This is a genomic window from Streptomyces endophytica, assembly GCF_026153355.1.
In the GTDB taxonomy this organism is placed as follows: domain Bacteria; phylum Actinomycetota; class Actinomycetes; order Streptomycetales; family Streptomycetaceae; genus Streptomyces; species Streptomyces endophytica.
The window spans coordinates 3122822-3135722 of sequence record NZ_CP110636.1 but is presented as its reverse complement, the minus strand read 5'-3'; the positions used below and the strand labels follow the sequence as shown (position 1 = coordinate 3135722).

Sequence of the window (12901 nt, the reverse complement as noted above, 5' to 3'; positions counted from 1 at the left end):
GCTCACCGCTCACCGCTCACCGCTCACCGCTCACCGCTCCAGTAACGCCAGCCGGTCGTGCTCGCGGTAGATGTCCAGCAGTACGTCCCGGTCCTCCGCCGTGAACCTCCGGTATCCCAGGTGGCCCGGGTCCCCCGCCCCGGCCGCGCCCTCCCCTCTTACCCGCCGCCCCATCGGCCTCCACCACACCGGGTCCGGGCAGCGGAAGCCGGCGCGGCGCAGCGTGACCCTGTGCACTTTGTTCGTGGCGGTGACCGGCAGCGCCGCCACCGTCCGTACGAACCGGGGCGCCATCTTCGTCCCGAGGTCGGGCTGGGCTGCGAGGAAGGCCGCGAAGTCCTCCGGGTCGAATCCGGCCCCGTCGCGTAGCGAGAGGGCCGCCATCACCTGGTCCCCGGCCACCGGGTCGGGCACGGCGTACACCGCGGCCCCCGTGAGCGGGGCGTACCGGGCGAGGATGTTCTCGATCATCGCGGCGGCCAGGTTCTCGCTGTCGACCCGCAGCCGGTCGTCGGTCCGCCCGGCGAAGTGGAAGAACCCCTCGGTGTCCCGGAAGAAGAGGTCACCGGTCCAGTACCAGCCCGCCCCGGCCCGCCCTCCGGTGGACCCGCCGCGCAGGCGGTCCGCGGTCGCCTCGGGGTTGCGCCAGTAGCCCTCGAAGGAGCTGCGGCCCCGGTTGACCAGCTCGCCGATCGCCTCCTCCCCGTTGAGCAGCCGGCCGGCCGCGTCGAGCCGGGCGCGCGGCAGTTCGGCGCCGGTCTCCGGGTCGACGACGGCGAGATCGTCGCCGGGGGCGGGCCGGCCGATGGCGCCGGGCGGGGTGTCCGGGGTGCGCTGGATCGCCGCGCCGCCCTCGGACGAGCCGTACCCCTCTATCAGGCGCACGCCGAACCGCTCCGCGAACCGGGCGACGTCGACGGCACCCGCCTCGGTGCCGAACCCGGTACGCAGCGGGTGATCACGATCGTCCGGGGCGGGCGGGGTGGCGAGCAGATACTGCACGGCGCGCCCGACGTAGGTGAAGTACGTGGCACGGTAGCGGCGCACGTCGGGGAGGAACGCGGAGGCCGAGAAGCGGCGGCGCAGCGCGATACCCGCGCCGCCGGCCAGCGCGGGGGCCCAGCCGGCGATCACGGCGTTGCCGTGGAACATCGGCATGCAGAGGTAGTGCACGTCGTCCCGCCGCACCCCCAGGAAATCGACGAGCGAACGGCCGGCGGCGGCCAGCCGGCCCTGGGTGCAGACGGCGGCCTTGGGCGCGCCGGTGGATCCGGACGTGAAGTAGAGCAGCATCCGCGCCCCCGGCTCCACGCCCCGCCGCCCCGCGACCGGCAGGGTGCCGTCCATGGGCGAGACACCTTCGTATGGACGCAGCAGCTCCTCATACGCTGGGTCGTCGACGATCAGAACCCGCTCGGCGAACGGAATGCCGAGATCCATTCCGGCGAGCAGCGGCACATAGGCGCGCTCGGTGATCAGCAACGCGCAGTCGGTGTGCCGGATGTCGCGCAGGAGCTCGGGGCCGCGTCGCGTGGGGTTGATCCCGGCCACGGCGGCTCCGGCGAGGGCCGCCGCGCTCAGCCACAGCGGGTACTCGAGGACGTTGTCGAGCAGTACGCCGATGTGCGGTTCCGCCCCGCGCGGCAACAGCTCCCCCAGCAACGCGGCCCGCGCCGCGGCACCCGCCGCCAGCTCGTGGTGCGTCAGCGCCCGCTCCCCGCACCGCGCCCCGACCCGGTGATCCCCCCACTGCCCCTGCACCAGCTCGGCCACGGTCCCCGCCCCGCGCCCGCCCTCCCCATCGCCCCCGCTGTCACTCGCCCCCTTGCCCCTGACCTCACCCTTGCCCTTGGTCTTGCTCTTGCCCTTGGCCCTGCCCTTGGCCACCGTCATGCCGCCGCACTGTAACTGACGCTACGTCAGCTTCCCACCCCTACCGTCCGACGCGACGACCCACACAAGCCAGCGGCCCGCCCTCACCCGCCCTCAACCCGTGGTACGACACCCCACCTCCCACACAACCAACCCGTAGTACGAGCCCCCACCCCCCTCACAACCAACCCGTGGTGTGACGTCACCAATCCCCCACCTCCGTAACGTAATTAACGCCTCCCCGAGAGAAGTCGGGGAGGCGTCAGGGGCAGGAACGCCCAAAGCGAGAGGAGCGGATCAGCGATGGCAGCCACTCAGAAGGAGAGGCAGTTCACGACAGGTCGACGTCCGAGCAGGCGTAGAAGGCATTGCCGGTGTCGGCGATGTTCCAGACCCCCAGGATGATGTGGCGGCCCGACTTCTGCGTGGGGACCGTGCCCTGATGCTGGACGGTCTCCCCGGGCCGGGCGCCACCCATGGGGACCGTCATGAACGGCTCGGGCTCGAGATCCGCGCGGGTGAGGGGCTTGGTGGGGTCGTAGCCGTCCTTGGTGATGAAGTACTCGAAGTCCGTGGTGGCGTGCCTTGCGGTGAGCCGCCAGGTGAAGGTGTAGCCCTGCCCCGGAGTGAGCTTGGTGCCGGGCCACTTGCCGCCACGAGGGTCGTCGAGCTCGGCGAAGTTGTCGTGACCACCAGAGCAGATCTTGCCGTCCGCGGGACCTGCGGCGGGGAAGCCCTTGGGCCCCTCGACGCTCTGCGGCTCGTACTGAATCGCGCCGCAGTCCTTGACGGTGCCGTTGGCGCAGAGCGCCTGCCGGCTCGGCGGCGCGTCGCTGTAACCGTGACTGGACGCACTGCCCGTCGAGAGCAACGAGACGCCGATGACACCGAGCCCGATGACGGCAGCACTGATCTTTTTACGCATGCTTCGCTCCTGAAGAACGTGGGGGGAGTTCCGTGAGCTGAGTGAAGTGAGCCGAGTGAAGCGCCGTGCGGTCTAGACCAAACGGCAGACTAATAACGGGGGTTGGACATGTCCAGACCAATGCATGACTGAATCCGAGCGGTCACCGGATCGGTTCCGGCCGCCTCAGATCGGATCGGTTCCGGCCGGTTCGGATCGGATCGGTAATCGGGAGGACGGTCGGTCACTGGGGCGATACGGGTGACCGGGCCGGGGCGGGTCACCGGGTGGAGGCCGGTCACAGGTCGTCGATGTGGGTTGCCAGCTCGATCGAGGCAAGTGGCCGACCGGAAGCGCGGCGGTCCGGGGTCGATACGGGTGACCGTGGGCAGGGGGGACCGGGGCTGGGCGGGTGACCGGGCCGATGCGGGAGACCAAGGCAGGGGGACTCAGGGCTGGGCAGGTGACCGGGCCGATGCGGGAGAGCAAGGCACGGGGAATCAGGGCGGCGCGGGTGACCGGGCCGATACGGATCGAGTGATCGATACGGATGGCGGTTCGACGCGGGCGCTGGAGACGGCGCGGTTGGCGGATCGGCTCAGGCAGTGGATCCGCGCAGGTACAGGTCGGCACGGGTGGCGGTTCGACGCGGGCGTCGGAGACTGCGCGGGTGGCGGATCGGCGCGGGCGCTGGAGACAGCGCGGGTGCCCGTATCGGCTCGGGTGGCGGCGACGGGGCTGTCCGGTCGGTATGACGACTGGCTCGACATGGTCACCTGATCGACGGTGCGACCAGACCAATGTCCAGATCGAGGGGTGGGGAGGGGAGGGGGCGGGGGTGGGATGAGGGCAGGCGGCGGGGGCGGGGAAAGCCGAGGCCGAGGTTCGGCGGCCGGGGTGAGGAGGGGCATGCCGGGCGGGGTTGCGGGGGCCGGGGCGAGCCGAGAGGGAGGTTCGACAGGCGGCCGGGAGGGGCGGGGCAAGCCGGCCGGCCGGCGGAGCACGCCGAACGGGAGAGGCGGAGCACGCCGAACGGGAGGGGCGAGGCACGCCGAACGGGGCGGGGGTAGGCGAGGGCAAGCCAACGGGGAGTTCGGCAGGCGGGGCGGGGATGGGGCATGCCGGGCGGGCGCGGGTAGGCCAGGGCTAGCCGACGGGGAGGTTCCGCAGGCGGGGTGGGGATGGGGCATGCCGGCGGGGCGCGAGGAGGGCTGGGCAAGCCGGAGGGACGTCAGGTGCGCGGCTGGAGGGTGAGGCGAACGGAGGGTAAGTCCGGCCGCGGGGGAGGTGGGCCGGGAGTCGGGGTGAGGAGGCCGGGTTGTGGGGTGGGCGTAGCGGGCACGGGGGGGGCGGTTGAGGGTGGGGCACGGGGGCGGGATGAGGGGCGGAAGGGCGAGGCGAGGGGGCGGAAGGGCGGGGCGAGAAGACGGGCAGCTTGGAGGAGGGGGCGGCTTGGAGGAGGGGGCGGCTTGGAGGAGGGGGCGGCTTGGAGGAGGGGGCGGCTTGGAGGAGGGGGGCTTGGAGGAGGGGCGGTTAGGCGGCTGTGGGAGGGGGTGGTGGGGCGGGCGGCGGTGTGGACCAGGGCGGTGTAGGTGCGGCGCAGGGCGATGAGGGATTCCTGGGCCTCGCGGTAGACGGCGGCGTCGGGGCCGCCGCGGTGGGCGAGGGTGCGTACGGGTGCGCAGTGCCGGTCCATCGCGCTGAGCCAGGCACGGTGCTGGGCCGGGAGGTGGCGGCGCAGGAGTTGGCGGCGGCCCTCGCCCATGCGGCGGCTGCCGATGCCGAGTACCGCCTCGGCGGCCTGGAGTACGGGCGGCTCCAGGGCACCCTGTTCGACGAGCGCACCGAGCACCGCGCGCTGCTGCGGAGTGGCCGGCGCGGCCGCCAGTTGTGCCGCCTCGGCATGGAGTTGGGCGCGCAGCGCGTGCTGGACCCGGACCAGGCGGCGGAGGGCCGTCGGCGTGGAGGAGTCGTCGGGCGAACGGCCCGCGAGGGTCTCGGCGAGCCGTAGCAGCCAGATCCCGTGTGCCTCCAGGCGGGTGGCGGCGAGCATCAGCCGGTCCAGGCGGCTGAGCGGTTGCCCTTCGGGGGCCCAGCGCACGATGGGCACGAGCTGTTCGGTGCGGGCCAGTTGGTCGATGGGGATGTGGCGGCGGGGCTTGCGTTCGGGGGCCCAGTTGTGGAGGGCGAGGGTGGGCAGGGCGACGAACTGGTCGTGGTCGATGCGGTGCGCGATGGCCGCCCACAGTTCGAGGAACGCCTCGTCGGCGACCTCGCGTGCGGCCGGTGCCTGCGGGTCCAGCCCGCACCAGCCGCACGCCACCGCGATCACGGCGATGCGCATGGCCGCGGCCTCCGCATTGCGCGGCGAAAGTCGGGAGACCCGCTGCCGCAGGGCGGACAACTCCTCGTCGCGATGGGCGCGTTCGACGAGGGCGACGGCGGTCGCGCGGTCGGGTGCGGTCGCGGCGGCACGTGCCATGGCGTCCAGCCGGCTCCACGTTCCGATCATGGAGCGGACCGGTGGCCGCTCGGGCAGGAAGCCGTGTACGCGGGGGTCGTGGCCCGCGCCGGGGTGGGCCTGACCGCCGGTGCCGCCGGTCCCGCCGGTGCCGCCAGCGCAGCCGGTCGACGGGTCCGCTTCCGTACCGCGCCGTGCGGCCGGTACGCGGCGGGGGTCAGTGCAGGCGGCGTCGGCAGCGGTGGCGGTGGCGGTGGCGGCATCGTTGTCGGCAGCGGCAGTGGCGGATATGCCCGCGCTGCGTACGGTTGAGTCGGCGGGCACTGCCGGTGCGGGGGTCGCCGCCGGCGCCTCGGCCTGCTTGGGCGTCACTCCCGTGCCAGCAGTTGAGCTCCGAGCCGTTCCGGTCTTGGTCTCACCCGGCGTCGCCCCGTCCCAGCTGCCCTCAGAGCCGCTCCGGCCTCGGCCGCACCAGAAGTCGCCGCCGGCACCGTCGCAGCCCCGGCCGCCGCCCTCGCCCCAGCAGCCACGTCCGTCCCCACCGCTGCTCTCGCCCCCGCGACGGCATCCGTCCGGGCCGCTGCCGGCGTCCCCGCGTCAGCGCCCGCCCTCACCCTCGCCGTGGCCGTTCCCGTTGCCGCCGTCGTGGTCCTGATCGTCGTCTCCCCCATCAGCCTTTCAGCCCTCCCTAGCTTTCCCCGTGAGCAGCCGGGCCAGGTGCATGTCCATGTCGAGATAGTCGCTCTCGTCGCCGGGTGGGACGATCGCCGCGGTCTGCTCCAGCCAGGCGGTGAGTTCCGTTGCGCGCACCGTCAGCTCACAGACGCTGTCGTCGGTGGCCAGCTCGATGTGCACCCGACGCTGCTCGCCCGGCCGACGGAACGGCCACACCCGTACGTCGCCCTCGCCGACCTCGTCGTACAGCCCGACCAGCAGCAGGTCACGGGCGAACAGCCAGGTGGCGACCGTGCGGCCGCGGCTGATGAAGGCCACCTCGACCTCGTACGGGCGGTCGCTGCGGTAGCTGAACCGGCCGGCGACCGGAACTGCTTCGTCCGGTCCGAGGAGGAGCCGCATCTCGAGGGTGCGTTTGGCTGTCGACACCACGACGATCAACCTTTCCGACAGAGGGGCGAGTCCCGGGTGCCCGGTCCGGGGCGCGCGTCCTGGCAGACGTTGCTGTGGGGGGTGGGGTTGCGGGAGACGAAGGAGGAGTGACAAACGCCATGGCCGCCTCCCTCTTCGCGCGCTCGATCCGTTCGCCTTGGTTCTTGGCTGCAGCCTCTCAATCGATAGGACACATCGCATGTTGACGGGGCAAATGCTGCGCTACGGCCATGGGGTCGATGAACTCGATCTTCACAGAGCAATTCGGGCTGTTCGGTAGTCGAAGGTCCCAAGATCAGGGGACTTTCGACCCGTGGGGTGGGTGGGATTGGTGCGGCAGGGGGTGGCGGAGGTCGCCGAGGGAGGGACGGGGCAGGGGGCGTGCGGTGGGGGGACGGGGAATGGAGGCTGGAGGGGGAGGGGCTGACGGGGAGGGGCTGGGGGTGCGGGCAGGCCTGAGTGGTCGGGATCACATGCGTGGGGTGCGTGAGCTGGGCTGTCCGGGGTACGGAGCACCGCCCGAGGTCGTGTAGAGTTCTTCACGTCAGCAGGCGCCGCTAGCTCAGTTGGTTAGAGCAGCTGACTCTTAATCAGCGGGTCCGGGGTTCGAGTCCCTGGCGGCGCACTGTAGGACTGAGGCCCCTCGCCAATGGCGGGGGGCCTCAGTCGTGCGCTTAGCCATGCCCTCGGTCATGTCCTCGGTCATGCCACCCGGTGTGCGGGCCGGACTACCGGGGCACGCGGTCGGGCCGATCTTCGCCCCCAATCCCCCCCGGAATGTGCGGCCTGTCTCGTCGGGGCCTGGTCCGATGGTGGGGGTGACGCGTTCGGTGGTCATCCAGAGGCCGGGCGGGGCGACAGAGCCCGTCAGGGCGGTCCGGGCCCGCCATGCGCCGTCCACCGGGAGGAGCAGTGCCCCCACGGCGGCCCCGAGAGGATCATGCCGAGCAGTAGCAGTACGCCGACCAGCGCCAGGCGCGGCCAGTGGCTGCCCGGCTCCAGTAGACGCGGCCGGCGGCCGACGTCGAGCGGGAAGGGCGCGGGCGGGCCGCGGCGATCCGGTCGGACTCGACCCCGCCCGGCCCGGCCCGGCCCCGGCCCGGCCCGGCCCTGAGGATGTGTCCGGGAAGGTGCCAGCCCTCGCCGGCCACGAAGTCGGCGGGCACCTTGCCCAGAGAAGCGGGCACCTTGCCCAGAGAACCCGAGCGTGCGGCGCGAGGGGCTTCGCCCCGCTGACCTCAGCCTTCGTCCCGGTCCCGGCCCCGGCTCTGGTCACCGGGCTCTCCCCTTCTCCTCGCCCTCCCCCGGTCGGAGCAAGGACTCGGCGCGACAGGCTGTTGCGTCCTGCGTCCTGCGTGCCGCAGTCGTCCTTTTGCGGACCGCGCTCCGCCCTCCGTACGCCACGGCTCTCCGGTCGCTCGCCACCGTCCTCCGGTCGTACGCCAAGGCTCTCCTCCCGTGCGCCGGCTCGGGCGGGTGCCTCCGATGGCCGTGTGCGCGCCCCGTCGAGTGCCAGGTCGTACGCACGCCGTGTGGTGATCCGACCGGACCGCGGGACGGTGAGGGTGACGGTGACGGTGACGGTGAGAATACGGTCGCGGTACGGCCGAGGCGTGGTGGGCAACGGGGCGGCCGCGCACGTCTGCCACTCGCCAAGCAGGGGCGTATCGGCCACCCCATCAAAAGGGCGCGCCAAGTGGGCATTTTCGGGCGGTTACGGGCTCGGGCGTGCGCGCTCCGCCATACACCGTCCCGCATGGCACAGCCTTGTCCGTATCCCCCTCGGACCGTCTTGCGATCAAGGGATCCGGTTCGGGAACCTGACCTGGGAACTCGGCCGAAAAGTGGCTGTGTTCAAGGGAGTTGGGGACCAACGGATACGTCGGTTGGCGTGATGTGGACGCCGGGGAACCCGTGGCTCGGAAGAGCGGCCGGGGGCGCCTGTCACACCGCCGGAAACGGCCGCCGCCGCCCGCCGGCGCGGCGGCCCGACATCAACGAGCCCGAGTCGGTCGAGGGGGACCGAAGGACAACCGGGCCATCAGCAGATACGGCACGCAGCGTGGGCTGCGTGCGGGGGGATGGACTCATGACGTCGCCGCCTGACGACGTCCGGCCGCAGCATTCGCGCGGTCCGGACCCGGACAATCCGCTTTCGCACGATCCGGACAATCTGCTTTCACACGACGACGAGCCACCGGCCCACGAGCCGATGCCGATGACGGCTCCGACACCGACACCGACACCCACGCCGATGCTGCCGACGCCGACACCGTACGACGCGCCTCCACAGGCCGTACCGCCACACAACACACCTTCACGCCACGCGCCTTCGCACCACGCGCCTCCGCACAACGTGCCTGCACGCCACGCGCCTCCGCGCCCCTCACCCCCGTCCCCCCACCGCCCCCCATCACCGCCCGTCCCCGCCTGCGGCGGCAGCACTCGCCACAGAGGCACCACAGGCAACCGGAGCGGCAACCGGAGCTGCAACAGGCACAGCAGCAGGAATGGCAACAGGAACGGCAGCAAGGACGGCGCCAGCGGCGACAGCGGCAGCAAAGGCAGCAAAAGCGCAGCCCGCAGCAGGCGTTGCCGCGTTATGACTACGAGCACTACAGCCGGCTGGCCGGGCCGCTCACTCAGCCCGAGCCGGGGCGCCCGTACCGGGTGCGTTATCGGTCGCTGCTCGCCGGGGAGCCGCACCGGGTGCGTGCGGCGTTGCTGCTCGGGGCCGCGCCGCTGCTCTCGCTGGGGTTGCTGACGTGGTTGCTGCAGCCCGGGCACTGGACGCATCGCGACTACCCGGCGCACGCCTTCCTGCCGGCGCTGGACTCCGTGATGCTGGTTTCGATCGGGCTGATCGAGTTCTTCCGCTGCATGAACGTGCTCTCCAACGCGCACGCCACGCTCGTCGCCCGTGACCCCGTGCCGGTCGTGCCCGAGAGCGGCACCCGGGTCGCCTTCCTCACTTCCTTCGTGCCCGGCAAGGAACCGCTGGCCATGGTGACGAGGACGCTGCAGGCGGCAGTCCGGGTGCGGCACCGCGGTCCGGTGCACGTCTGGCTGCTGGACGAGGGGGACGACCCCGAGGTCAAGGACGTCTGCCGACGGCTGGGGGTGCGGCACTTCACCCGTAAGGGCATCCCGGAGTGGAATCAGGCCAAGGGGCCGCATCGCGCCAGAACCAAGCACGGCAACTACAACGCCTGGCTGCAGGCCCACGGCGACGACTACGACTTCTTCGCCTCCGTCGACACCGACCACGTGCCGCTGCCCAACTACCTGGAGCGGATGCTGGGCTTCTTCCGCGACCCGGACGTCGGGTTCGTCATCGGCCCACAGGTGTACGGGAACTACGACAGCTTCGTCACCAAGGCCGCCGAATCACAGCAGTTCCTCTTCCACGCGCTGATCCAGCGGGCCGGGAACCGCTACGGCGCGCCGATGTTCGTCGGCACCTCCAACGCCGTACGGATCAGTGCGTTGCGGCAGATCGGCGGGCTGTACGACTCGATCACCGAGGACATGGCGACCGGTTTCGAGATGCACCGCCACCGCAATCCGCGGACGGGCCGGAAGTGGAAGTCGGTCTACACGCCGGACGTGCTCGCCGTCGGTGAGGGGCCCACCGCCTGGACGGACTTCTTCACCCAGCAGCTGCGCTGGTCACGCGGGACGTACGAGACGATCCTCAAGCAGTTCTGGAAGGCGCCGTTCACCCTGTCGCCGGGGCGGCTCTTCAACTACACCCTGATGGTCATCTTCTATCCGATGTCGGCGCTGAACTGGATTCTGGCGGCGCTGAGTTGTTCGCTGTTCCTGGGGTGGGGCGCCTCGGGCGTCAACATCGATCCGACCGTCTGGCTGATGCTGTACGGCAACGCGTCGGCGCTACAGATCGGGCTGTACGTCTGGAACCGGCGGCACAACGTCTCGCCGCACGAGCCGGAGGGGTCGGGCGGGGTCGCCGGGATGGTGATGTCGGCCCTGTCGGCGCCGATCTACGCGCGGGCGCTGTGCGATGCGGTGCTGCGCCGCCGAAGCCGGTTCGTGGTGACGCCGAAGGGTGATTCGTCGAGCCCGGACACGCTGTTCGGGACGTTCCGGGTGCACCTGTTCTTCCTGGTCGTCTTCGGGGGGTCGCTGGGCGCCTCGTTCGTCCTGGGGCACAGCCATCCGGCAATGATCGTCTGGGCCGTGCTGGCGATGCTGATCGCGATCGCGCCGATCGTCGTCTGGCGGCTGTCCGTACGCGGGGAGAAGCGGCAGCGGCGGCAGGCGGAGGCGACTGCGGCGACCGAGGCGGCTGCGGGGGCTGCGGCGGCCGACGGGCGTGTGTCCGCCGGCGTCACCGGCCGCGCCGCCGAACCCCCCGCCACCGGATCCCCCGCCCTCGGATCCCCTGTCGGCGGATCCCCCGTCGGCGGTGCCCTCGCCACCGGCGCCCCCACCGTCGAATCCCCTGTCGGCGCGCGGGGCGAGGCCGCGCGCCCCGAACTCACCCGGCAGACAGCGGAAACCCCGCAGACCCTGCAGACCGCTCTTGGGGGACGTCACACATGAAGTACCGTCCGAGCCGTCGCCTGCGCCGACTGACGATCGCGACGGCGGTGGTGCTCGCGCTGGCCGGGGTGAACGGGCCGGTTCTCTACGGCCTCGCCTCGGAGGAGTACCACCAGTACAAGATCAATCAGCCCGGGTACAAGGCGGCGAACGGCCACTGGGAGGTCGTCGACGTCCCCGCCGCGTACCGCATCAACACCATCCACGCGGCCCTGCTGCACACCGGCAAGGTGCTGCTGGTCGCCGGCTCCGGCAACAACGCCGCGAACTTCCGCGCCAAGTCGTTCCGCACGGTCCTGTGGGACCCCGTGAAGAACACCTTCACCAACATCCCCACACCCAAGGACCTCTTCTGCTCCGGGCACACCCAGCTGCCGGACGGCAAGCTCCTGGTGGCGGGCGGCACCCAGCGCTACGAGAAGCTGAAGGGGGACGTGAAGAAGGCCGGCGGACTCATGATCGTCTACAACGAGGATCCGGACGCGCCCCGGACGTTTCCGGCGGGCACGCTCTTCACCGGCCGGGAGAACGGCAAGACCTTCGCCTCCAAGGACCCGGTAGTGGTGCCGCGGGCGAAGAAGACCAAGGACCCGGCGACCGGCCGGGTGACCGTGACCCACAGCGAGGCGCGGATCTACGTCGAGGCCCTCAAGGACGGCCGGAAGTACGCCACCGGCGCCCAGGACAACTACCGGATCCACGGCCTGACCGGCGCCGATGCCCGCAACTTCTACGGCATCGCGCAGAAGCTCTCCTTCGACAAGAAGGACTTCCAGGGCATCAAGGACGCCTTCGAGTTCGACCCGGTGGCCGAGCGCTACCTCCGCGTCGACCCGATGAACGAGGCCCGCTGGTACCCGACGCTGACCACGCTCCAGGACGGCACGGTGCTGGCCGTCTCCGGGCTCGACGAGATCGGGCAGGTCGTCCCCGGCAAGCAGGAGATCTACGACCCGGCGACGAAGACGTGGCACTACCTGCCGCAGCGGCGCTTCTTCCCCACCTATCCGGCGCTCTTCCTGACCGACCGGGGCCGGGTCTTCTACACGGGCTCCAACGCCGGCTACGGCCCCGACAACGTCGGCCGTAGGCCGGGGATCTGGGACCTGCGGTCGAACTCCTTCCGGCCGGTGCCCGGGATGAGTGACCCGGACCTGCTGGAGACGTCGATGTCGGTGCTGCTGCCGCCCGCACAGGACCAGCGGTACATGGTGCTGGGCGGCGGCGGAGTCGGCGAGGACCCGCGGTCCACCGACCGGACCCGGATCGTCGACCTGCACGACCCCGCGCCGCGCTTCCGGGACGGGCCCCGGCTGTACGCCAAGGCCCGCTACCCGAGCAGCGTGATCCTGCCGGACGACACCGTGCTCACCACCAACGGCTCCGGCGACTACCGGGGGCGCGGCGACTCCAACGTCCTCAAGGCGGAGCTGTACGACCCGGGCGCCGGTACCGCCCGGCCGGTGGCCGACCCGCTGGTGGGCCGCAACTACCACTCCGGCGCGCTGCTGCTGCCGGACGGCCGGGTGATGACCTTCGGCTCCGACTCCCTCTACGGCGACAAGGACAACACCCGGCCGGGCGTCTTCCAGCAGCAGATCGACCTCTACACGCCGCCGTACCTCTTCCGGTCCTCGCGCCCCCGGCTGGTGGACACCGGTCCCGCACCTCGCACGGTCCGGCTCGGCGGTACGGCCACCTACCGCGCCCCGCACGCCTCGGCGATCAGGAAGATGCGGCTGATCCGTCCCGGGTCGTTCACTCATGTCACCAACGTCGAACAGCGGTCGGTCGCACTGGACTTCCACGTGACCAAGGGCGGCGACGGGGTGACGGTGACACTGCCGTCGGACCCGTCACTGGTGCCGCCCGGGTGGTACATGCTGAACGCGGTCGATCAGGCGGGCACCCCGTCGAAGGCGGTGTGGGTGAAGGTCCCTCCGGCGGGAGGGAGTTGAGCCGGGCGGGGTGGAGTTGAGCCGGGGCCTGCC

The 12901-nt window shown here is 71.5% G+C and carries 7 protein-coding genes and 1 tRNA gene; 3 read left to right on the top strand and 5 right to left on the bottom strand.

Features of this window, described 5'->3' with window-relative positions; all coding sequences use genetic code 11:
* Positions 1 to 30 precede the first annotated feature (30 nt).
* The 4 genes from OJ254_RS14110 to OJ254_RS14095 all read right to left on the bottom strand — a co-directional run bounded on the left by OJ254_RS14110 (position 31) and on the right by OJ254_RS14095 (position 6344).
* Entirely contained in the window at positions 31 to 1893 is a 1863-nt protein-coding gene (locus OJ254_RS14110; RefSeq protein ID WP_265362609.1) for an AMP-binding protein, read from the bottom strand.
* Positions 1894 to 2203: 310 nt separating this feature from the next.
* The gene (locus OJ254_RS14105) at positions 2204 to 2797 is read right to left on the bottom strand and encodes a lytic polysaccharide monooxygenase auxiliary activity family 9 protein (protein WP_265362608.1); all 594 of its coding nucleotides are present in this window, start codon (positions 2795 to 2797) and stop codon (positions 2204 to 2206) included.
* A gap of 1210 nt (positions 2798 to 4007) precedes the next feature.
* Positions 4008 to 5561, bottom strand: coding sequence for a hypothetical protein (locus tag OJ254_RS14100; RefSeq protein WP_265362607.1), 1554 nt, complete (start codon positions 5559 to 5561; stop codon positions 4008 to 4010).
* Positions 5562 to 5915: 354 nt separating this feature from the next.
* Entirely contained in the window at positions 5916 to 6344 is a 429-nt protein-coding gene (locus tag OJ254_RS14095; protein ID WP_265362606.1) for an SsgA family sporulation/cell division regulator, read from the bottom strand.
* 551 nt (positions 6345 to 6895) lie between these two features.
* Between OJ254_RS14095 and OJ254_RS14090 the strand changes: the two genes are divergently transcribed.
* Positions 6896 to 6969, top strand: a tRNA-Lys gene (locus tag OJ254_RS14090).
* Between the two features lie 313 nt (positions 6970 to 7282).
* Here the strand turns inward: OJ254_RS14090 and OJ254_RS14085 are convergent.
* Positions 7283 to 7531, bottom strand: coding sequence for a hypothetical protein (locus tag OJ254_RS14085; protein ID WP_265362605.1), 249 nt, complete (start codon positions 7529 to 7531; stop codon positions 7283 to 7285).
* A gap of 1405 nt (positions 7532 to 8936) precedes the next feature.
* Here OJ254_RS14085 and OJ254_RS14080 point away from each other — a divergent pair.
* Positions 8937 to 10910 carry a glycosyltransferase family 2 protein gene (locus tag OJ254_RS14080; RefSeq protein ID WP_265362603.1) on the top strand — a complete coding sequence of 658 codons (1974 nt, stop codon included), beginning with the start codon at positions 8937 to 8939 and terminating at the stop codon, positions 10908 to 10910.
* On the top strand, positions 10907 to 12868 hold the full coding sequence (glxA, locus tag OJ254_RS14075; RefSeq protein WP_265362602.1) for a radical copper oxidase GlxA: 1962 nt from the start codon (positions 10907 to 10909) through the stop codon (positions 12866 to 12868). Before OJ254_RS14080 ends, glxA begins: the two co-directional genes overlap by 4 nt.
* Positions 12869 to 12901 lie beyond the last annotated feature (33 nt).